Origin of the sequence: Paenibacillus oceani (assembly GCF_014705615.1) — a bacterium.
In the GTDB taxonomy this organism is placed as follows: Bacteria; Bacillota; Bacilli; order Paenibacillales; family NBRC-103111; genus Paenibacillus_AB; species Paenibacillus_AB oceani.
This window is the reverse complement of the sequence record NZ_JACXJA010000061.1, coordinates 12,010-30,957: the sequence shown is the minus strand read 5'-3', so window position 1 is coordinate 30,957 and position 18,948 is coordinate 12,010. Positions and strand designations below refer to the sequence as shown.

The window sequence follows — 18,948 nt, the reverse complement described above, 5'->3', positions numbered from 1 at the left end:
CCTTTCCACGTGCAACGATTTGCACGTCAAAGAACCGTCCGGACGCTTTTCCGGACGGTTTTTTTTATTTGGACTCTGGAAAGAATGAGGATTGTAAGTTCCTTCTTTACATACCGGATATCCTGAATGAATGAGTGAGTGAGTGAGTGAGTGAGTGAGTGAACGAATTTTGTGAACCGCCCGCAACAAGCAGCATGCCTTCTGGCCCGGCCGTGGGGTATGCAGGATAAGGCTAAAGCTGCGGCTATGTAGTGGTCGTAGTGTTCCCCATCTTTTTCCGCTGCCGCCACCTGCGCAAATATTCCCGGTTATATTCGCTGTAATATTCCCAGTTTTCCGCTTTCCATTTCTTATTGTAAGCGCTAACTTTCTCTAAATTGGCTTCCCGATATTTTCGGCTTGCTTCGCAATGCCGTTTGCGCCTTTCTTCATCCGAGTATACTCTTTTTCTAGGCATTACTGTCCCTCCCTAGTGCTTCGGTTCTACATTCTGATACGTATCGTATCACATAATGAAGGATTTGCCAATAATAATGATTCGTATTGTATCGAAAAATAATAGATTTTTACTTTCCTTGTGAATGTTATCCAAGAGAGTCATAGAAGGATGTTTATTATTTATAATAATTCTAAATAAGTATTGACTTTAATTAGATATAGTTTATAATCATTATTAACAGATAGTTATTTTTCACTGGTGAGGGGTGAACGAATGTACGATGTCATTATTATCGGCGGTGGTCCGGCAGGTTCTTCTGCTGCGATTTATACGGCCAGAGGAAATTTAAAGACGCTAGTGATCGATAAAGCTCCATTCACGGGAGCTTTGGCCTTAACTCACAAAATCGCCAATTACCCGGGCATAGAGGGCGAATGGAGCGGCAAGGAGCTGCTCGAAACATTTCGCCGTCAAGCGTCGGCATTCGGGGCGGAATACATTCAGACCACGATAACGGCGGTTGATGTGGAGGATGAGATCAAGACTGTATTTACGGCGGACGGGGTATTTGAGGCGAAAGCCGTCATTTTTGCTACCGGTTCCAAGGGACGCAATCGGATGATTCCTGGTGAAGAGCGCTTGCTCGGCAAAGGAGTCAGCATTTGCGCCACTTGCGACGGTGCCTTTTTCACAGGCCGGCCGGTCATCGTCATCGGCGATTCCGAGGAAGCCTTGGAGGAAGCGGCCGCCTTATCCAAATTCGCAAGCCGGATTACGTTCCTGGTGCCCCGCGCTGAGCTGCAGGGTGTGGATCATGCGCCGGAACTGCCGGGGACGGAGTGGATGTTTCGGACAAGACCGCTCGAGATCGTCGGCGAACGAAGCGTCGAGGGAGTGAAGATTCGTACTGCGGGCGGCGAAGAGCGGATTCTTGAAGCGGACGGCGTCTTTGTATTTTTGTCCGGGAGCAAGCCGGGCACGGAGCTGATCAAAGAGCAAGTGCCGCTCGACGACGAAGGTTTTATGATTCTCGATTCCCTGATGCAGTCGCCGATACCGGGCGTATTCGGCGCGGGGGAAGTCCGCAGGACGCCGGTCAAGCAAGCGGTTGTCGCTGCGGCGGACGGTGCGATCGCGGCAATGGCCGTCGATAAATATATTCATAAGCGGACGCAAGTGCTGCCGCAGTATAAATAAAAGCCGATATCCGGATAAGGAGGGTGTGTATTCATGTCAACTGCAATCGTATATTCCAGCACAAACTGCCACTACTGCGGGCAATTGAAACAATATTTGAAAGACCAGGGCATCACCTACGAGGAACGCAACATCGATACGAATCCTGAGCATGCGGAGCAGTTGGAGAGCATGGGCTTGATGTCGGTGCCTGTAACGGTCATCGGAGACATGCACATTCTCGGTCTTAACCCGAGCCGCATCCGCAAAGCGCTTGCCGCGGTGGCGGACGCTGCAGCCGCCAATTAACGGGGCGGATCTCCGCTATTGTTCATAACCATTTCACTAGGAATACCATTACCCAACATCAGGAGGAATCGTAGCTATGACAACAACTGTACAAGCTTTGGCCAAAATGGGACAACCTGCGCCGGCTTTTAACCTGCCTTCGACCAAAAACGTGGAGACGCTTGAGGAGAACGTTAAACTGGAGGATTACAAAGGAAAATGGGTGATGCTGTTTTTCTGGCCGTTCGATTTTACGTTCGTATGTCCGACTGAGATCATTGCCTTTAGCGACCGGTACGAGGAGTTCCTCGATCTGGATTGCGAGATAGTCGGTGTATCCGTCGACAGCGTGTATACGCACCGCGCCTGGATGGACACGCCTCGGGACCGCAACGGCATCGGCCCGATCCGCTACCCGATGGCCGGCGACGTTACGAGGGAGACTGCGAGCGCATACGGCGTACTCGACGAGAAGTCCGGCGTTGCTCATCGCGGGCTGTTCATCATCGATCCGGAAGGTATTTTGCGCTATCAGGTCGTAACGGATATGAACGTCGGGCGCAGCGTCGACGAGACGCTGCGCGTGCTGCAGGCGCTGCAAGCGGGCGGATTGTGTCCGGCCAACTGGAAGCCGGGCCAGAAGACGCTGTAATCGGCCTGCCGCTGGGGCTCAATTATCACAAGCCTGTGATCTTCACGATCAGATAGGGTCCATTGGGCACAAAAAAGACGCTTCCTCCTCCACTCCGAAGTGGCGGGAAGCGTCTTTTGATTTTGGCGCAGCGTTATCGGTATCGTTCGAATATAACCGGTTTCCCGTCCGCTGCCGAAACCTCGATCCGGACATGGGGATGGACCCCAGGCCGCGGCTCATACGCTTCCCCGGCTGCGTCGACAATTTCCGCATAAGCGATCGATATCGTTCCGCGCGGCACCCATTCGGCTCTGTAAGCATAGTCGCCGTCGATGGATATTTTCGCCTGCTTCCAGACGGCCGCGCCGGTGTTGCGGATGACGATATGCCGGTCGGTAAACGAGACGGAAGCGTTCAATCGGGCCGCCCCTTCCGCCGTTCCCTCGAAGCCCGGGAGCACCATGGACAGCAGCAGCAGCGTTGCCATCGGGCGTCCGATCATCGAGCTGTACGGCTGCTTGCCTTTGTTCCCATGGAACCCGAAAGTTTCGGTTAGCCGGACCAGCCATTGTGTCCAAGCTTTGGGCAACATCTAGATCACCGCCTTATCGGTAAGCTGTTTGAAATAGCGGAACGACTATATAAGTTGACAAATGAAAGTTGAAGTCCATTTCGATGCGAAAAAAATTGCTTGAAGCTTCAGACATCTTGTTTTGAGTGTCTCGGATTGAATTGGCCTCCGGACGGTTGACACTCAAAGCCAAAACTCGCTTTCAAGCTAATTTCTTTTCTCCACTACATTGGGTTTTGCCATCGAAGATCTTTAGTTCAACTTATATAGCATAAAACCGGCTTTGCCTTTACACCGCTTGTCCGGATAGTACAAGTCCGATCAAAAAGAGCAGAAAGAAGCCGACTATCGGTAAAAAGCAAAAAATCGTGCCCAAGATGCCGAACACCTTTTTCCGTTCTTTTTGAAACAGAGAGACGATTCCGAGAACGCCTCCGACGATATCGAGCACGAGTGCGCCTAGAATAAGAAATACGAATAAGATAAGGATTGGCGATTTCTCAAGCAGCATTTGTTCGTCCGGCAGCCCGCCGCCGGTTATTAAGTCGGCCGCCAGGCTAGTCATAACTACAAAAGACAGGATGATTGCGCCCAGCATCGTTACGGAAATGATAAACGAAGCAATCCCGAGTCCGGAATGCTTAAGCGGTTGGGCGGGGGGCATGTAAGAGGCACCGGTCAGATGTGGATCGTTCGCCGGCACCGGGTTGTTCTGAACGTCATTTGGCCTTTGTTCCATCGGTAAACTCCTTTAATTATCAGCTACCATTCTACTGTAAAGTAAGGAAAGCGCCGATGTCAACCGGTTCACGGAATGTTCGCTGGCGCTGCATGGTGTGTTCCTGTATGCTGGATGTATAAGAGCAAAAAAGGAAAGGGAGCTGGATGTATGCTTCGCAAATATGTAAGCTGGGGGGCCATCGCGATGCTGCTTGCGGTGGCGCTGGGAGCGTTCGGCGCTCACGGCCTTGAGGACAAGCTGGAAGCCAATCTGATGTCCGCTTATCAGACGGGAGTCCAATACCATATCGCCCACGCGCTTGGCTTGATTGTTATCGGTCTGGCGGCAGGGAAGCTCGGCGAATCCAAATGGCTTTCCCGGGCTGGACTGTTTATGTTGATCGGAATCGTTTTGTTCTCAGGCAGCTTATATGTGATGGCCGTTACCGAAATAACCAAGCTTGGAATCATTACGCCTTTTGGCGGAGTATCGTTTATGCTCGGCTGGCTTTTCCTGGCACTGGCCGCGCGGAAGTCTAACCAATAAAGTGTTTAAAAAAACGGACCGGAAGCGAGAGGCAGCAGCCTTCAGACGCTTTCGGTCCTTTTTATCAAGAGTTATCAGCGAAGCTGAATCCGTTCTGCTCGCAAGAAGCTTCTATTACCAGAACAAACCGGGATAACCTCCGTACGGGTATCCGCCGTATCCGTACCCGCCGTATCCTCCATAACCGCCATAACCGTATCCGCCGTATCCTCCGTAAGTGCCGATGGCCAACAGGTCGAACAGGACGAGCGGGATTACCGCTTTTGTCCTTACTCCTTTGCCTTTTGGCCGTTCAAGGACCAGCCGGTTGCCGTTCAAGCTTTTCAGAAGACCTGTTACGACCGCACCATCTTTTTTCACCGCATAGATCGGTTTCCCTATCAGTTTCTTCACATCTTGTCTTTTCACGGTAGACTGCACAGGTGTTCCTCCCTTCGCCAGGCTACCTCATAGTATGCAGGTCTGCCGCCCGATGCTTGGACACCTATCTATCCGCGGCAATCATTGGTTCGATGAGGCGGGCGAGAGCGTCCGGCTCGGACGATCGACCCGAAACAGTTCCGCATCGGGGTGGCCGCCATTCACGATAAGGCCGCTCAGGATGGATGCTGCGATCTTGCTGTACACCGTTCCATTCCCGCCGTACCCGAGTGCCAGGAAACATCGCGGGGAGGAGGGGTGAGGCCCGATCATCGGGAGACCGTCGTGGGTGCTGCCGAATGCCGCCGCCCAGCTGTAGCTGGCACGCAGTTCCGGAAGCCGCGGAAACATCCCGTGCAACTTCTCGAGCAGCATTGAAGCTTTGTGCGGCAGCATCCGGTTGCGTTCTTCCGCGATGTTTGTCCGCTCGTCGAATCCTCCGGCGATAATCCGGTTATCCGCCGTCGTGCGGATATACATATAAGGTCTGGCCGTTTCCCAGATCAGGCAGCGATGCGGCCAGTCCGGAAAGCTGTCCAGAGGCTGAGTGGCGATCGCAAATGTGCTCGAAAGTACGGCGTTCGGATTCACCATCCGCTCCTGAGTTTCGTATCCCGAGGCGAAAACGACGTATCTCGCCCGTATTTTCCACTTATCCGTATAAAGCGTAATGCTGTCCGGACTCGTTGTATGCCGCTTCACTTCCGTATGCTCATAGATCCGCCCGCCTTGCCGCCCGATCGCTGCAAGCAAACCGTTGACGAAACGATAAGGGTTCAGCTCGGCATCGCCCCGGGAATAAAGAGCCGCCTTGCCGAAAGCGAATCGCGAGGCGGTCGTCCGCTCGCCCCAATACTCTGCATCGAATCCGTACCCGGTTAAGATCCCGCATTCCTTCTTCAAAGCGGCTGCATCCTCCGGACGGCTCGCTACATACAGACTATCTCTTCTTACGAAATCCGCACCCTCGATACTGGAGCATAAATGCTGTAGTTCGCTGACCGCCTCGCGGCATAAGGAGTAAAAGCGGACTGCCTGCTCTGCACCAAAAGAATGGATACAAGCGGACAGCGGCTTATCGCTGATATATTGCAAGAGACCTGTATTCATGCAAGAACTTCCCGAGGCTGCCTTCCGTTTGTCTACCACGATCACGTCCAGGCCATGCCTGACAAGCTCATAAGCGCATAGTGCCCCGGTGCAGCCTGCGCCAATAATCGCAACGTCGCACGAGATGTCCTGATCGAGCGCCGCAAAGGCGGGGGGCGCGGGAAGCGTATCGATCCAGCACGATTGACCGGAATACAACTCCATAATAAGCACACTCTTTCTAAAGATAGTCGGGGCTAATAAGTGAAACGAAACGGGAAAGTAGAGCTTCAGACCATTTTTACGGAAACGGAATTTGCTTCTGACTTTGTACGTTAGTATGTACAGGCGGTGAGTGCACATGCATACATAAGGAGAAATCGGCTGGGGCATCTTAATCAATGGAACTTTCGAAGGGAGGGAATCAAATATGCAGATGAATGGGCTACAGCCGTTAACGGCCAAGGAACTCGAATACGTAGCGGATACGATGTCGAACGAGGATTTGCTGATCAAGCTTTGCGCAGCTACTGCTTCGACGGCGAACAACCCGCAGGTACGCAATATTTGCCTGGATATGCTTCATACCCATGAGCAGCATTATCACACCCTGCTGAACAGCTTGCAGCATCATATGAACTTGGCTCCGCAGCAGCCGGGGACTTCCCAATAAGGAGGAGAAGCGTCTTGTACTCAACCATGCAGCAACAACAGCAACAACAACAACAACAGCAACAAAGCGGTTCGTTTATGCCGGAGCAGGACTTGCTGTACACGATCTTATGCGAGCTGAAACGTTCGGTTCGCGAATACACGACCGCCACGACTGAATCGAATTGCCCTGCGATCCGTCAAATGTTTACGGAGCTGACAACGAGCACCCTGACCATGCAGGGCCGGCTTTACACCCTGATGAAGCAGCAGAATATGTATAATACCGCCTCTCCAGTGCTGCGTCAGGAAATCGACAAGCAGTTGAAACAGTACAGCCAAGACGGGCAGAAAACGTCTCAATTCGTTCAGCAAAAAATGTCCGCAAGCAAGCAGGGCTATGCGCAGCAGGCACCGATGTTCGCGAACAACTATCAGCAACCCCAGCACCAACAGCAGCAGCATATGCCTTACAATTGATTCGCCGGATGTAAGAAAAGCTTCTAAACGAAGCTCTTTCCACGACGAATGACCCTGCGTAAGCGGAAGCTTTCCTTGGTAAAGAATGTTTTAATTTACCGCTTTAAACGTTAGAAAACGGGCTGATCGTCAGGTTTTCAGACCTGTACGACCAGCCCGTTTCGTATGCGCTCCGTCATCAACCGGTAATAATATCTTCGATTTCGTTCAAGTTAAACGAATACACTTTCTTTTCATCCACGTGGTAAATCGTCAGTTGCTGCCCGGCCGCGTCGAATCGGAGAATCCGGCAAGGGATGCTCAGTCTGATTCCTTTCTCCTTCACCGCCACGATTCGAACGAGCGTGCCTTTGGCTTGAACATCGGACAAATTGTCGAAGCTTAAGCTGGATTTGAGGTTGCCAGCCGGAGAGTCCGTTTTTTTCATTGGAGCGGGCTCTTTCGTTTTGCCGTCGGCAGGCTCGCCGATCAGCGATTTCTCCCCAGCGGGATTCGGCTCCGGCTTGTCAGGACGATCTTTCTCCGGACCGTTCGGCGGCGGAACCTTAACAGGGGCCGCTTGATGGGGAGGAATCGCGAACCGCTCACCCTTGTTCTCCTTTAACGTTTTCTCGATTTCCTTGCCGAACTGAATGCCCTGCATAATCCGGAAATCCGCTACGTGGGGATGATTCAACGCTTGCAGCAGAGCAGCCAGTGCCATCATATGGGTAGGTTCTTCAACCAAAATCTCCACTTGGAATAAATGTTTTTTTTTCTCAAATTTGGACTTTTCTGGTCCCATGGTCTCACTCCGGAATTATTCAATAGGTATGTAGTCCTTAGTATATCAAAAAACACGGTTTCAAGTAACCGGAAATCCGCTTACGCTCCTGCCTTCCGCCGCCAAGCAGATCCGGCTCGAACTGGGCGAAAGACCGGACTAAGCGGGCAGCGCTTGCATATGCTGATACCAACCTGGAGGCGAAAGGAGAACCGTCTGGAATGATTGAAGCGAAACCTATCGTGATAGAGGGGCGTACCGTAATCGGCATTACCGTTTCCTTGCCGAAAACGACGCTGATTGCAGTCACCACGGACCGGGGCTACATCATGTGCGGCGCCTTGGACATCGGGCTGCTGAACGATCGGCTGAAGGATCGAAATATCATCGCTGGCCGGGCTACCGGTGTCCGCACGCTCGACGAGCTGCTCGACGCTCCCTTGGAGTCCGTCACCCACGAAGCGGAGCGGTTAGGCATTGTGCCGGGAATGAAGGGGCGGGATGCGGTTTTACGGATGTGAGGGGAGAGAGAGTAAGTCGCTAAGGCAAAGGCGATTTACTCTTTGTTTTTTAGTTCTGACAAAAAGAATAGTTTCCATCCCTTTCTGTTTCTCATATACTAATTAATAGGGAAAGATTGCTGGTCCATTTTGTATCAATGAAACATAAAGAAGAAGTCCTCATGGAACCTGACGACCTCTTGGAAGGATAAAAAGCAACATATAGAGTTTTATTTGAAGGAACGCTCCGCTCGAATAAAAGCAATGAACCGTTTGGCTTCTTCAACCGAAAGCTTCCTTCCGTCTACCGTAAGGCTGAATTTCTCCAAGATGTTCTCGTCGGATAGTTCCAGGCTGTCTACGAAATCCCGTACGTCCTTATCCAGCTCCGAGTAAGGATCGTTGGTTCGGCCCAGCAAATAATCCAGAGATATGTCAAAATAGTTGGCTATGTTCCGCAAAGTCTCATAGTCCGGCTCTCTACGATTGGTTTCGTAGTGGGATAGGGAGGCGCGAGAGATCCCGAGTTTATGAGATAATTCCTCTTGCGTAAGGCCCCTCTTCTCGCGAAGATATGCTATTCTATCCCCACATTTCATCATCGTCTGTCCCCCTAAGTTCGAAATCCGATAATAGTAGTATACCCACTGGCATAACAGTAAAACAAGACGAACGATATAAATTTCGTAATCTAGCAAACGGAAGCGACTAAATATTCCCTTGATATACTGACGTTAGGAACTCCGGATGGATTGAATTTGATTTTTTTGAAAAAGACGGAAAAAGGAAAGGGATAACGCTTGACTTTGATACGTTGTGTATCTAAAATTGAATTGTTGATACAAAAGTATCATAACTCTATAACTACATACCTGTTCGGTTCGATATTGTTGATGAGCAAATCATTTCATATTTTACAACATTAGATGACTCATTGCACGCCAAAATTGATGAAGATCAGATCTACATTTTTGGGGGAGAAAATGGCCGAGAAGAGGGAAATCGATGTGTTGGAAGTAATGAGGCACCTGGAGATTGAAACGAAGAAAGTTTACCAGTTTTTATCCAGGCTGCAGGAGAGCTCGTTTAAGGAAACGGATCGGGTTCAAATAAGCGCGGCAAATGGGGAGGAAGCGCAGCTCAAGCAGCAGGCCGAGAAGAACCGAGAGTAGCTGGGGATCGGCAGTATCGCGTAAGAGCCGGCTCCGGATTCCAAGATCCGGGTTCGTTCCGTTTTTGAGTTCAGCGCGCATAATCGCAGCGCCGGCTAATATAGTATTCATATCCCCTTTTCAAACGGCAATTTACGACGCTTGATGAAATAGGAAAAAAGAACCAATAGTGAGTCCTTATAATCATAATGATACTATTTGTATCAAATTAGATTGACAATATACAAAATGTATCATAACATAAATCCGAGGACGACAACATTGCTTCAAATGCTGCAGGGGGAATCATGAGTGCACTAGTCGGTATTGTATACGATCGTGAAGCGTCTGGAAAGCTCCAGGACGAAGGAAGACGGATGATGCAGGCTCTTGAACCGTATCCTGCTGACGATCAGGGTGCTTGGAATGACGGAACTGTTTTTCTTGGCTGTCATGCCCAATGGATCACGCCCCAATCGGTTGGCGAGCGGCTGCCTCTCTACCGGGATGAAGCCCGGCTCGCGATAACGGCGGACGCGATCCTCGATAATCGCGACGAGTTATTTCAGCAGCTGCAGATCGAAGCGGGGAGACGGGAGCAGATTACCGACAGTGAACTGATCCTGGACGCTTACATGAAGTGGGGCACGGATACTCCGAAGTTTTTGCTCGGCGACTTCGCCTTTCTCATCTGGGACCGGAAAAATCAAAGTTTGTTCGGAGCGAGGGATTTATTCGGCAGCCGGACGTTGTACTATCACCGCAATCCGGAAAGGGCCGCGTTTTGTACGACGATCTCGCCCCTGTTCGCGATTCCCGGTGTGAAGGCGGAGCCTGATGAAGTGTGGCTTGCGCAATATCTCGCGATCCCGACGATGCTGGATAATACGGATATACATGCCACGGCGTACAAACATATTAATCAAATCCCGGCCTCCCATTCTTTCGTGATGAGAAGCGGAAGAATCGAGCTGACGAGGTACGGGACGCTTGTGCCTGAGACCCGGCTGCGCTTGCCTTCGAATGAGGACTACGAAGAAGCGTTTCGGGACGTATTTGAAAAAGCGGTTGCCTGCAGACTGCGCACCCATCGGAAGGTGGGAGCGACATTAAGCGGCGGCCTGGATTCGGGCCTGGTCGCGGGTGCGGCCGCCAAACTCCTTCGACGGGAAGGAAGGCCGCTGCATGCGTTCAGCACGATTCCCGCTCCCGATTTTGTCGATTGGACATCAGCGAGCCGGATGGCGGACGAACGTCCGTTTATTCAGGAAACGGTTGGTTTCGTAGGCAATATTACGGAAAATTATTTGGACTTCCCGGACCTGAGTCCGTTTTCGGAAGTGGATGATTGGCTGGATGTGCTTCAGGCGCCTTACAAAAATTTCGAAAACTCGCATTGGATAAAAGGAATCTATGAAGAAGCTTCGAGACAAGGGGTGGGCATCCTGCTTACAGGCGCAGCCGGGAACTTCTCCATCTCGTGGGGGTCGGCGGCCGAATATTACGTCCATTTATTAAGGAAGCTTCGCTGGGTCCGTTTTTATCGCGAGCTGAAGCCTTACAGCAGAAATATGCGGATGGGCCGGCTGAACTTAATCAAACGGCTCGGCAAGTATGCGTTCTTCCGCCCTACGCACCGCTCGATCGGCCAGATGGATATTGTTTCGATGATTCATCCGGATTTCGCCGAGAAAACGAACGTGTATGAACGGTTGAAGGATCAGGATATCGGCCTCGAATCCAGCGTCAGCATGATGAATGAAAGGGAAAGCTTCTTCCACAACCTGGCCGTTCAAAATATGCGGGGAGCTTCCTGCACGAAGCTGTCGCTGCGTCATTCGGTATGGGAGCGCGACCCTAGCAGTGATGCCCGAGTCGTACGGTTCTGCTTATCGTTGCCGCTCGACCAGTTTGTCCAGAACGGATACGACCGGTCGTTAATCCGGAGAGCCTCGAAGCCGTACTTGCCCGACAAAGTGCGGCTGAATCAACGGACCCGCGGGGTGCAAGGAGCGGATTGGCTGCATCGGATGCTGCCTGCGTGGGGATTGTTTACTGACGAGCTTCGCGAGTTATCCAAGGGTACCGGCGCATCGGCCTATTTAAACATCGCCGCAATCGACCAAGCTTTGGCCCGGATCGGCGACGCTCCGCGCCCGGAGCAGGCTTTCGATTCGGACGTAAGGTTTTTGATGCGAAGTTTAATCGCGTTCCGGTTTATAAAACGGCTGCATGCAACGGAGGGAGGTGAAACGTATGAAAAAAGAGTGGCAGGCTCCTACATTGGAAGTCCTTGACGTCAGCATGACGATGTCCGGTATCGGTTCGACGAAAGTCGACTGGACATGGGTTGGCGGCAAGCTGGACGGGGATCTTTACGATTCCTAAACCGTACTTATTATGAGAATCCGAGCCCTTATACATAACCTGTATAGGGGCCCCTTTTTAAGGGGGAGGGGGAAGCAATTGCATGATCATTCCTACAGCCAAGAGAAATGCCTATCGGGCGTTCGGACTGCGTTTTTCCAGCGACCTTGCTTTGCCCGAACTTATATCGATCGACGATGAAGAGGGGGCGCCTGACGTAGAAATCCGGATTGCCGATTTGTCCGGCATCTGGGACGACTCGTTGTTTCACGACTCTTATTATGCGGGCAAAGACGGGCACATTTATTTTCATTTGCCGGGAATCGCCCATGTTTGTATCCGGGGAGGGAGAGAGATTCTCGTGTCGCCGCTGGCGGGCTCGGATGAGAATCAGGTCCGGCTGTATGTGCTCGGAAGCTGTATGGGCGCCTTGTTGATGCAGCGCCGAATATTGCCGCTTCACGGCAGCGCGGTCGTCGTGGACGGCAAAGCTTACGCTTTCGTCGGTGAATCCGGGGCGGGCAAATCGACGCTTGCCGCTGCGTTCGTCCGTCAAGGGTACTCGCTTGTGAGCGACGACGTCATTGCCGTATCGTTGTCGCACGAGGGGACGCCGGTTGTAACCCCGTCGTATCCGCAGCAAAAATTATGGCAGGAAAGTCTGACCGGCTTCGGCATGCAGACGGATCAATATGCTCCGTTATACGGCGGAGTAAATAAATACGCGATCCCGGTCAAAAACCGGTTTTATTCGAGTCCGGTGCCGCTTGGCGGAATTTTCGAGCTGCTGCCTGCCCGGGACGACCTGTATGTCCATCAGCTGGAGGGACTGGAGAAGCTTCCCGTGTTCCGGTTCCATACGTACCGCAGCATGCTGATCCCGATCCTTCAATTGGAGAAATGGCATTTCCATATGTCGGCAAGCATCAGTACGCAGGTTCGGGTGTATCAGGTTCGAAGATCCGCTTCGTCCTTTGCCCCGGAGCAGCTGCTCGCACGAATTGTGGATTCTATTAACAAAGGAGCTTGACCTGTGATGAGCGTTCAACCGCTTGAGCTTGACCAAATCGTGATGCAGTCCGACGGATTTCTGGCGAGCAATATGAATGACGAGAAAGTAATGATGAGCGTCGAATCGGGCAAATATTATAACCTCGGCTCGATCGGAGGACGAATCTGGGAATTGATCGAATCGCCGACTTCGGTCAGGCAAGTGGTCACTTCTTTAAGAGAAGAGTACGAGATCGACCAGGACGCTTGCGAGCGGCAGGTTTTGTCGTTTTTGCAGACGATGCTGACCGAGAAGCTCATACGAACCGGAACTTAAGGCTATGGCCAAATTGTAGCAGGAAGGGCGCACCTAACGTTGTGGAGAAAAGTGAAATCGTTTATGTCGCTGAACTCGGGCACGAAGCTGTTATTTATGGAAGCTTTTTTATATCTGGGCTGGGCGAGACTGCTAAAAGCGCTGCCTTTTGCGAAAGTCGCACCCACCTTGGGAATCCGGATGATGGAGACGGATCTGGCGCCCAATCCGGCCCAGCGGAACGTTATTAAGCATATTTCGCAAGCGATTCAAGTGATGAGCCGCTACACATGGTGGGAAAGCATGTGTCTGGTCAAGGCGATCGCCGGGATGAAGATGCTGGAAAGACGGGGAATCGAGAGCACCTTGTATCTGGGAACGACCAGAGACGAAAGCGGCAGCATGATCGCCCATGCGTGGCTGCGCAGCGGTCCGTATTATATTTCCGGGTATGAGGAAATGGAGCGGTTTACGGTTGTAGCCAAGTTCGGAAACGTTAGTAAGCGCCAAGCGAGCCAAAGGGGAGCCGTCAATGGGTAGCAAGTTCAAACTGAAACGGAGTTCGATGTCACAAGAGCTGAAGCTGCTGCTTTCCATCGTTGGCATGGAACATGCGCCGGACCTTCCCGGTCACATCTTGCGCACATCCGCATCAATCGACTGGGTTCAGTTTATAGAGCTGACCCGGCACCATCGCGTGTATCCTTTGGTTTATTCGAATGTGAGCCGATTGGGCAAAGAACTTCTTCCGCAACACGTCGTTCAGGTTCTGCAGCAAGACTATACGAATAATACGTTTCAAATGCTTCGCTTAAGCGCAGAGATGCAGATGATCGGTATCCAATTGGACAAAAGCGAGATTCCGTATTTGCTAGTAAAAGGTCCTCTGCTTGCGGAACGTCTATATGGGGACATTTCGCTGCGGACCTGCAAAGATTTGGACATCCTTGTAGCGGATCAAGATCTGGAACGGGCAGGCGCGGTATTGCGCGATGCGGGTTACTTCGCGGCGGATGCCGACCCGACCACGATCCTAACGGAAACAAGGGAGCATCATCATTCTTACATTCATCCTAATAAAAAAATACAGATCGAGCTTCACTGGAGATTGAATTGGAAAACCTGGAGCGAACCTGCCTTCGACGAATTGTGGGCAAGAAAGAGGACGTTCTCATTTAAAGGGGTTTCCGTGCACAGCTTCGGCCCCGAGGACTTGTTTCTCAGCTTGACTACTCACGGCGCCCGTCATGGCTGGTCTAGGCTTCGCTGGTTATCAGATATAGATAAGCTGATGGCGGAGGAGCTCGATTGGAGCCGGATCGTACATCACCTGGAAGCGTATCGGTTGCAGCATATCGGCGCGCAGGCTCTCCTGTTGACCTCCCGCTTGTTCGGAACGCAGACGGGCGACCGGCTGCCGGCCCTTCAACCCACCCATCATTCTTACCGGCTCGCCATGCTGGCGATCGAGTATATTCAGGGACGAAGAACGCATCAGTATTCGATATCCCTGGTAAAAGGAATGGCAAAGCTGAAATATTTCATTCATATGCTCCAGCCGAAAGCGTATGATATGGAAATGTTTCCGCTGCCAAAAGGACTGCGTTTTTTGTATGTTCCGCTGCGGCCCCTCTTGTATATCAGGCGGAGATTTATGAAGCGCCAAGGGCTGACAAGGGAGATGTGAGATGGCGCCATTACTGCCCTATTTGAAGAAAATGCACCATGTCGTCGGGTTTAAGCTGTACGTTAACTTTTTCAGTATGATGATCATCAGTTCTCTGGAAGGGGCGGCGATTTATTTATTAATCCCGATGTTGGGCGTGATCGGGGTTCTGAGCGTCGATGTGGGACCAATCCCGCTTATTGCCTGGATGAATCAGGGGTTTGCCCATATTCCGGAAACCTTGCAATTGCTGGTTATTCTGCTCTCATTCATCGTGATTGTAACGATTCAAGCTTTCTTGCAAAGAAGTCAAACAATCCAGAACAGCAAAATCCAGCAAATGTTCATTAAATCTTTACGATTTGAGACGTACCGGGCGATTCTGCAGTCGAATTGGAGTTTGTTCGTTAAGAAGAGAAGAGCCGATTTTACGCATATGATGACTCACGAGATTGCGAATGTAAGCCAGGGCACCGTTTCCGCGCTTGGATTGGGAACGAACCTGGTATTTACCGGCATTCAGATCGTGTTTGCTTTATGGTTATCGGTAAAGCTGACGCTGTTTGTGCTGGTCAGCGGCATTTTGCTAGCTTTGTTCTCGCGGAAATTTATTAGAAAAGCCAAACATTTGGGAGAAAACATCACTCTGTTGGCTCGGACCTATACGGCGGGCGTCACCGAGCATTTTAACGGGATCAAAGATATAAAAAGCAATACGCTGGAAGAGCATCACTACACGTGGTTTACTCGATTAGGCAACAAGATGGAGGCCACTTATGTCCAATTTTCGCGGCTGCAAACGACTTCCCAATTCGTCTATCGCGTAGTATCGACGCTGCTGATCGCCATGTTCATTTGGGTGTCGATTAAGCTTCTTCGTGCCGAACCGGGGCAGCTGATGCTGGTTATCCTCATCTTTACCCGATTGTGGCCGAGATTTACGTCCATCCAATCGAGCTGGCAGCAGATTGTTTCTACCTTTCCGGCCTTTGAGAGTTTGTCGGGTTTGCACCGGGAATGTGCGGACGCCAAAGAGCTGGATATCGACCGTCACGGCCAAGCTGTAACCACCGTGCGTATGGAACAAAGTATCGAATGCCGCCATTTATTTTACCGGTATGATCCCCATGAACCGGTCTATGCCCTTCACGACGTCAGCTTTCAAATTGTCGCGAATAGTATGACCGCCGTTGTAGGGAAGTCGGGTGCAGGCAAAAGTACCTTGATCGATCTTCTGATCGGATTGATTGAGCCGGAACGGGGCGAGATCCGAATAGACGGAATTCCTCTGACCTCTGCCAACCGGCCGTCCATTCGAGGGGCGATCAGTTACGTTTCGCAAGATCCGTTCCTTTTTCACGCAACCGTCCGGGAAAATCTATTGATGGTCGTACCGGGCGCCACAGAGGAGGAGCTGTGGGAGGCTCTCCGGTTTTCCGCATCGGATGAATTTGTAAGCAAGCTTCCGCAAGGTTTGGATACCGTTATTGGCGACCGGGGGATTAAACTGTCGGGCGGGGAGCGGCAGAGGCTCGTATTGGCAAGGGCGATCCTGCGAAAACCGCTCATTCTGGTGCTCGATGAGGCAACGAGCGCGCTGGATCACGAAAATGAGACGAAAATTCAGGAAGCGCTCGATCGGTTGAAAGGGAAAATGACCTTAATCGTCATCGCTCACAGACTCTCTACAATTCGAAATGCCGATCAGGTGATCGTTCTGGAGAACGGGAGAATTATTCAACAAGGGGAGTACCAGAAGCTGTCCGATGAAACGAGAGGCACGTTTAGCAAAATGCTTGCTTCGGGCTGACGTATTACTGTGAATGTAGCCGCACAATTTGAGAGAGGATTCTTACTAAGAAGGAGTGTGAATCATGCAAGTCGTCCAGCCTATAAAGGACGTGGAGAAAATTAAAGAGATCCAGACCATACTGAAAAAACAGTCCGATCGAGACTGGCTGCTTTTTACTATAGGCATCAGCTCGGGGCTGCATTTGACCGATATTTTGAAGCTGAAGGTGAGCGACGTCCAGGACAAAACCGTCGTTTCGCTGAGGGAAGAAAGAACGGGAAAAATGAAAAGTTTCAAGCTGACGGATGAATTAATTCACGCCCTCCGTGAATATAACAAAAGTATGGACAGTAATGACTACTTGTTCCGCTCCCAACGGACCGGGCAGCCGATCAAGCGAATCCGGGTATACCGCATCCTGAACGAAGCGGCCAAGCAAGCCGGCCTGGAGGACGTAGGGACTCACACGATGCGTAAAACATATGGTTACCATGTTTATCTGAAAACGAATGATGTTATGCGACTAAAGGAGCTGTTTAATCATTCGGCTCCTTCGGTTACGTTAAAATATATTGGGTTGGTTTGAAAGATGCGCTCTCCATACCAATAATGAATCCTTGTTGATTGAGCTGCTATCCCTTTAGAAACGCAGCTTTTTCCTTTTTGTCTGTTATGTTAACCAAATATATACTTGACACAGATACAAAATGTATCTTAAAGTAAGGTTATGAATAAGACAGGAGGGAACGGAGTGGAGAATGACAGGAGAACAGATTTAGATATAAACAAAGTTTTAGAACAGCTGAAGATTAGCAAGGAAACGGTTCAGAAGTTTTATATCGAGCATCTTACTCCTAGAAAAGACGACAGGAATGTTCAACCCTCTCCGTAACGTCACTTAATATGTAAAGTGAATAGTTAATTAAGGAATTAATGATACAATACGTATCATTAATCATTTTTACGGTTGATGATACGAAGTGGATCGAAAATAGGAGGTACCCATGGAGCTGGAACTGAAAGAAGTGCTGCAAATCGTAAAGAGAAAACTTTGGATCATCATTTCGGTTGTTCTAATCGCTTGTCTGGCCACTGCCATATTTAATATTTATTTCGCTAAACCTATTTACTCTACAAGTACAAAGCTGATTGTAAATAAGTCAAGTGATTCATCTAACACTGAGAAGTTAGACTTAGGTTCATTAAACGCGAATATTCAACTGATTAATACATACAAAGAGATTCTTAAGACACCAGCTATTCTAGATAAGGTGGCGGCGGATCATCCCGAATTTAATCTTAGCTCAGAAGGGATAAATTCAAGAATTACGGTAACTTCCAAAGAACAATCTCAAGTTATGACCATTGGTGTCCAGGATACTTCGCATACAAGGGCAGTCGGTATCGTTAATGCAGTTGCGGAAGTGTTTAAACAGGAAATTCCAAGAATTATGAAGGTGGATAACGTTACCATTCTAAGTGAAGCAAAAGTAGTACAAAACCCGAGTCCAATTAGTCCGAACATCAAGTTGAATATGGTTATTGCTGTTATTGCTTCTCTGCTAATCTCAACAGGTTTGATCTTCCTTCTCGAATATTTAGACGACTCGATCAAAAGCGAGAAAGATATCGAGCTGGCGCTCGGGGTACCTACATTGGCAATGATCAGAAAGATCAAGAAGAAGGATCTAAAAGGAAGGCATAAAGCTTCCTATCAAAGAGTAGCGGGTGAGAAAACTTATGCCAGCAGTAACGGATAAAATCAAAATGAACCTGGTAACCGAGCTTAATCCAAACTCACTAATAACGGAAGCTTACAGAACGCTGCGGATGAAAATTCAGTATTCGACATCAAGCGAGCCGATGAAAACCGTGTTGTTGACATCTGTAACTTCCAAAGACGAAAAGTCGAAAACGATAGCCAATCTCGCCGTCATATACGCCAGAGAAGGTAAGAAGGTACTCGTCATTGACACTGATCTAAGAACACCGATGCTGCACCACACTTTTACATCCAACGGATTTGGATTAGCGGATATCTTGCTTGGACAAAGCCCATTATCCAATGCTATTTCCGAGACGCAAATAGCGAATCTTTCCTTCATACCGGCCGGGCATGCTACCGTAAACCCTTCGGAGTTGTTGTCGTCGGAACAGATGCAGGAGCTTTTGAGCCAAGTAAAAGAAGAGTTCGACATCGTCTTGATCGATTCTCCTCCTGTGCTGGCCGTAACGGACGCACAGATTATCGCAGCCATAAGCGATGGAGTAGTGCTGATTGTGAATCAAGGAAAAGTAAAGCGAGAAGCAGCGAAGAAAGCTTTGGCCCAGTTGAACTATGTGAGGGCTGTTGTACTCGGGGCTGTGTTGGTGAATACATCGAAATAA

At 50.2% G+C, this 18,948-nt stretch carries 25 protein-coding genes; 18 read left to right on the top strand and 7 right to left on the bottom strand.

Translation table 11 applies throughout. The annotated features are described in order from the left end of the window. Positions 1-244: 244 nt before the first annotated feature. A complete protein-coding gene (locus IDH45_RS31620; RefSeq protein ID WP_190932143.1) occupies positions 245-457 on the bottom strand; it encodes a hypothetical protein in 213 nt (70 codons plus the stop codon). Between the two features lie 255 nt (positions 458-712). Between IDH45_RS31620 and IDH45_RS31615 the strand changes: the two genes are divergently transcribed. From IDH45_RS31615 to IDH45_RS31605, 3 genes are all read left to right on the top strand, one after another. Further along, a complete protein-coding gene (locus tag IDH45_RS31615) occupies positions 713-1,636 on the top strand; it encodes an NAD(P)/FAD-dependent oxidoreductase (protein ID WP_190932142.1) in 924 nt (307 codons plus the stop codon). A gap of 33 nt (positions 1,637-1,669) precedes the next feature. Next, positions 1,670-1,924: a glutaredoxin family protein gene (locus IDH45_RS31610; protein ID WP_190932141.1), complete on the top strand. Its 255-nt coding sequence runs from the start codon at positions 1,670-1,672 to the stop codon at positions 1,922-1,924. Positions 1,925-2,000: 76 nt separating this feature from the next. Beyond that, positions 2,001-2,555: a peroxiredoxin gene (locus IDH45_RS31605; protein ID WP_190932140.1), complete on the top strand. Its 555-nt coding sequence runs from the start codon at positions 2,001-2,003 to the stop codon at positions 2,553-2,555. Between the two features lie 133 nt (positions 2,556-2,688). Here IDH45_RS31605 and IDH45_RS31600 read toward each other — a convergent pair whose 3' ends face one another. Both IDH45_RS31600 and IDH45_RS31595 read right to left on the bottom strand, forming a co-directional pair. Beyond that, positions 2,689-3,129: a hypothetical protein gene (locus tag IDH45_RS31600; RefSeq protein ID WP_190932139.1), complete on the bottom strand. Its 441-nt coding sequence runs from the start codon at positions 3,127-3,129 to the stop codon at positions 2,689-2,691. 268 nt (positions 3,130-3,397) lie between these two features. Further along, positions 3,398-3,847: a hypothetical protein gene (locus IDH45_RS31595; RefSeq protein WP_190932138.1), complete on the bottom strand. Its 450-nt coding sequence runs from the start codon at positions 3,845-3,847 to the stop codon at positions 3,398-3,400. A 150-nt stretch (positions 3,848-3,997) separates the two neighbouring features. On the opposite strand from IDH45_RS31595, the gene IDH45_RS31590 reads away from it, so the two are divergent. After that, positions 3,998-4,375 carry a DUF423 domain-containing protein gene (locus IDH45_RS31590; protein WP_190932137.1) on the top strand — a complete coding sequence of 126 codons (378 nt, stop codon included), beginning with the start codon at positions 3,998-4,000 and terminating at the stop codon, positions 4,373-4,375. 114 nt (positions 4,376-4,489) lie between these two features. On the opposite strand, the gene IDH45_RS31585 is transcribed toward IDH45_RS31590, so the two are convergent. After that, positions 4,490-4,795: a hypothetical protein gene (locus tag IDH45_RS31585; RefSeq protein ID WP_190932136.1), complete on the bottom strand. Its 306-nt coding sequence runs from the start codon at positions 4,793-4,795 to the stop codon at positions 4,490-4,492. An 81-nt stretch (positions 4,796-4,876) separates the two neighbouring features. Further along, positions 4,877-6,109 carry an NAD(P)/FAD-dependent oxidoreductase gene (locus IDH45_RS31580; protein ID WP_190932135.1) on the bottom strand — a complete coding sequence of 411 codons (1,233 nt, stop codon included), beginning with the start codon at positions 6,107-6,109 and terminating at the stop codon, positions 4,877-4,879. 205 nt (positions 6,110-6,314) lie between these two features. Between IDH45_RS31580 and IDH45_RS31575 the strand changes: the two genes are divergently transcribed. Together IDH45_RS31575 and IDH45_RS31570 are read left to right on the top strand one after the other, a co-directional pair. Then, positions 6,315-6,557: a hypothetical protein gene (locus IDH45_RS31575; RefSeq protein WP_190932134.1), complete on the top strand. Its 243-nt coding sequence runs from the start codon at positions 6,315-6,317 to the stop codon at positions 6,555-6,557. A gap of 14 nt (positions 6,558-6,571) precedes the next feature. Next, positions 6,572-7,015 carry a spore coat protein gene (locus IDH45_RS31570; RefSeq protein WP_317891317.1) on the top strand — a complete coding sequence of 148 codons (444 nt, stop codon included), beginning with the start codon at positions 6,572-6,574 and terminating at the stop codon, positions 7,013-7,015. 178 nt (positions 7,016-7,193) lie between these two features. On the opposite strand, the gene IDH45_RS31565 is transcribed toward IDH45_RS31570, so the two are convergent. After that, positions 7,194-7,799, bottom strand: a complete 606-nt coding sequence (locus tag IDH45_RS31565; protein ID WP_190932133.1) for a hypothetical protein — start codon at positions 7,797-7,799, stop codon at positions 7,194-7,196. Between the two features lie 200 nt (positions 7,800-7,999). Between IDH45_RS31565 and IDH45_RS31560 the strand changes: the two genes are divergently transcribed. Beyond that, positions 8,000-8,299: a YunC family protein gene (locus IDH45_RS31560; protein WP_190932132.1), complete on the top strand. Its 300-nt coding sequence runs from the start codon at positions 8,000-8,002 to the stop codon at positions 8,297-8,299. A gap of 209 nt (positions 8,300-8,508) precedes the next feature. On the opposite strand, the gene IDH45_RS31555 is transcribed toward IDH45_RS31560, so the two are convergent. Next, positions 8,509-8,877: a helix-turn-helix domain-containing protein gene (locus tag IDH45_RS31555; RefSeq protein WP_190932157.1), complete on the bottom strand. Its 369-nt coding sequence runs from the start codon at positions 8,875-8,877 to the stop codon at positions 8,509-8,511. A gap of 408 nt (positions 8,878-9,285) precedes the next feature. Between IDH45_RS31555 and IDH45_RS31550 the strand changes: the two genes are divergently transcribed. The 11 genes from IDH45_RS31550 to IDH45_RS31500 all read left to right on the top strand — a co-directional run bounded on the left by IDH45_RS31550 (position 9,286) and on the right by IDH45_RS31500 (position 18,948). Then, positions 9,286-9,450 (top strand): hypothetical protein, encoded by a 165-nt coding sequence (locus IDH45_RS31550; RefSeq protein WP_190932131.1) that lies wholly within the window; start codon positions 9,286-9,288, stop codon positions 9,448-9,450. Between the two features lie 287 nt (positions 9,451-9,737). Next, on the top strand, positions 9,738-11,726 hold the full coding sequence (locus tag IDH45_RS31545) for an asparagine synthase-related protein (RefSeq protein ID WP_190932130.1): 1,989 nt from the start codon (positions 9,738-9,740) through the stop codon (positions 11,724-11,726). Then, on the top strand, positions 11,686-11,817 hold the full coding sequence (locus tag IDH45_RS31540; protein ID WP_190932129.1) for a paeninodin family lasso peptide: 132 nt from the start codon (positions 11,686-11,688) through the stop codon (positions 11,815-11,817). The genes IDH45_RS31545 and IDH45_RS31540 overlap by 41 nt, the downstream gene beginning before the upstream one ends. Before the next feature lie 82 nt (positions 11,818-11,899). Continuing rightward, positions 11,900-12,826 (top strand): HPr kinase/phosphorylase, encoded by a 927-nt coding sequence (locus IDH45_RS31535; protein ID WP_223837194.1) that lies wholly within the window; start codon positions 11,900-11,902, stop codon positions 12,824-12,826. Positions 12,827-12,832: 6 nt separating this feature from the next. Next, positions 12,833-13,123 carry a lasso peptide biosynthesis PqqD family chaperone gene (locus IDH45_RS31530; RefSeq protein WP_190932155.1) on the top strand — a complete coding sequence of 97 codons (291 nt, stop codon included), beginning with the start codon at positions 12,833-12,835 and terminating at the stop codon, positions 13,121-13,123. A gap of 63 nt (positions 13,124-13,186) precedes the next feature. Then, entirely contained in the window at positions 13,187-13,642 is a 456-nt protein-coding gene (locus IDH45_RS31525) for a lasso peptide biosynthesis B2 protein (RefSeq protein ID WP_190932154.1), read from the top strand. Further along, positions 13,635-14,789 carry a nucleotidyltransferase domain-containing protein gene (locus IDH45_RS31520; RefSeq protein WP_190932128.1) on the top strand — a complete coding sequence of 385 codons (1,155 nt, stop codon included), beginning with the start codon at positions 13,635-13,637 and terminating at the stop codon, positions 14,787-14,789. Before IDH45_RS31525 ends, IDH45_RS31520 begins: the two co-directional genes overlap by 8 nt. Position 14,790: 1 nt before the next feature. After that, positions 14,791-16,578, top strand: a complete 1,788-nt coding sequence (locus tag IDH45_RS31515) for an ABC transporter ATP-binding protein (RefSeq protein ID WP_190932127.1) — start codon at positions 14,791-14,793, stop codon at positions 16,576-16,578. Positions 16,579-16,642: 64 nt separating this feature from the next. Then, positions 16,643-17,146, top strand: coding sequence for a tyrosine-type recombinase/integrase (locus IDH45_RS31510; protein WP_190932126.1), 504 nt, complete (start codon positions 16,643-16,645; stop codon positions 17,144-17,146). A gap of 418 nt (positions 17,147-17,564) precedes the next feature. Next, entirely contained in the window at positions 17,565-18,320 is a 756-nt protein-coding gene (locus tag IDH45_RS31505; protein WP_190932125.1) for a YveK family protein, read from the top strand. Beyond that, positions 18,301-18,948: a CpsD/CapB family tyrosine-protein kinase gene (locus IDH45_RS31500; protein WP_190932124.1), complete on the top strand. Its 648-nt coding sequence runs from the start codon at positions 18,301-18,303 to the stop codon at positions 18,946-18,948. The genes IDH45_RS31505 and IDH45_RS31500 overlap by 20 nt, the downstream gene beginning before the upstream one ends.

Coding starts and splice junctions, on each gene's coding strand:
- IDH45_RS31620 (WP_190932143.1), bottom strand. CDS start 457: ATGCCTAGAAAAAGAGTATACTCGGATGAAGAAAGGCGCAAACGGCAT.
- IDH45_RS31615 (WP_190932142.1), top strand. CDS start 713: ATGTACGATGTCATTATTATCGGCGGTGGTCCGGCAGGTTCTTCTGCT.
- IDH45_RS31610 (WP_190932141.1), top strand. CDS start 1,670: ATGTCAACTGCAATCGTATATTCCAGCACAAACTGCCACTACTGCGGG.
- IDH45_RS31605 (WP_190932140.1), top strand. CDS start 2,001: ATGACAACAACTGTACAAGCTTTGGCCAAAATGGGACAACCTGCGCCG.
- IDH45_RS31600 (WP_190932139.1), bottom strand. CDS start 3,129: ATGTTGCCCAAAGCTTGGACACAATGGCTGGTCCGGCTAACCGAAACT.
- IDH45_RS31595 (WP_190932138.1), bottom strand. CDS start 3,847: ATGGAACAAAGGCCAAATGACGTTCAGAACAACCCGGTGCCGGCGAAC.
- IDH45_RS31590 (WP_190932137.1), top strand. CDS start 3,998: ATGCTTCGCAAATATGTAAGCTGGGGGGCCATCGCGATGCTGCTTGCG.
- IDH45_RS31580 (WP_190932135.1), bottom strand. CDS start 6,109: ATGGAGTTGTATTCCGGTCAATCGTGCTGGATCGATACGCTTCCCGCG.
- IDH45_RS31575 (WP_190932134.1), top strand. CDS start 6,315: ATGCAGATGAATGGGCTACAGCCGTTAACGGCCAAGGAACTCGAATAC.
- IDH45_RS31565 (WP_190932133.1), bottom strand. CDS start 7,799: ATGGGACCAGAAAAGTCCAAATTTGAGAAAAAAAAACATTTATTCCAA.
- IDH45_RS31560 (WP_190932132.1), top strand. CDS start 8,000: ATGATTGAAGCGAAACCTATCGTGATAGAGGGGCGTACCGTAATCGGC.
- IDH45_RS31555 (WP_190932157.1), bottom strand. CDS start 8,877: ATGAAATGTGGGGATAGAATAGCATATCTTCGCGAGAAGAGGGGCCTT.
- IDH45_RS31545 (WP_190932130.1), top strand. CDS start 9,738: ATGAGTGCACTAGTCGGTATTGTATACGATCGTGAAGCGTCTGGAAAG.
- IDH45_RS31540 (WP_190932129.1), top strand. CDS start 11,686: ATGAAAAAAGAGTGGCAGGCTCCTACATTGGAAGTCCTTGACGTCAGC.
- IDH45_RS31535 (WP_223837194.1), top strand. CDS start 11,900: ATGATCATTCCTACAGCCAAGAGAAATGCCTATCGGGCGTTCGGACTG.
- IDH45_RS31530 (WP_190932155.1), top strand. CDS start 12,833: ATGAGCGTTCAACCGCTTGAGCTTGACCAAATCGTGATGCAGTCCGAC.
- IDH45_RS31525 (WP_190932154.1), top strand. CDS start 13,187: ATGTCGCTGAACTCGGGCACGAAGCTGTTATTTATGGAAGCTTTTTTA.
- IDH45_RS31520 (WP_190932128.1), top strand. CDS start 13,635: ATGGGTAGCAAGTTCAAACTGAAACGGAGTTCGATGTCACAAGAGCTG.
- IDH45_RS31515 (WP_190932127.1), top strand. CDS start 14,791: ATGGCGCCATTACTGCCCTATTTGAAGAAAATGCACCATGTCGTCGGG.
- IDH45_RS31510 (WP_190932126.1), top strand. CDS start 16,643: ATGCAAGTCGTCCAGCCTATAAAGGACGTGGAGAAAATTAAAGAGATC.
- IDH45_RS31505 (WP_190932125.1), top strand. CDS start 17,565: ATGGAGCTGGAACTGAAAGAAGTGCTGCAAATCGTAAAGAGAAAACTT.
- IDH45_RS31500 (WP_190932124.1), top strand. CDS start 18,301: ATGCCAGCAGTAACGGATAAAATCAAAATGAACCTGGTAACCGAGCTT.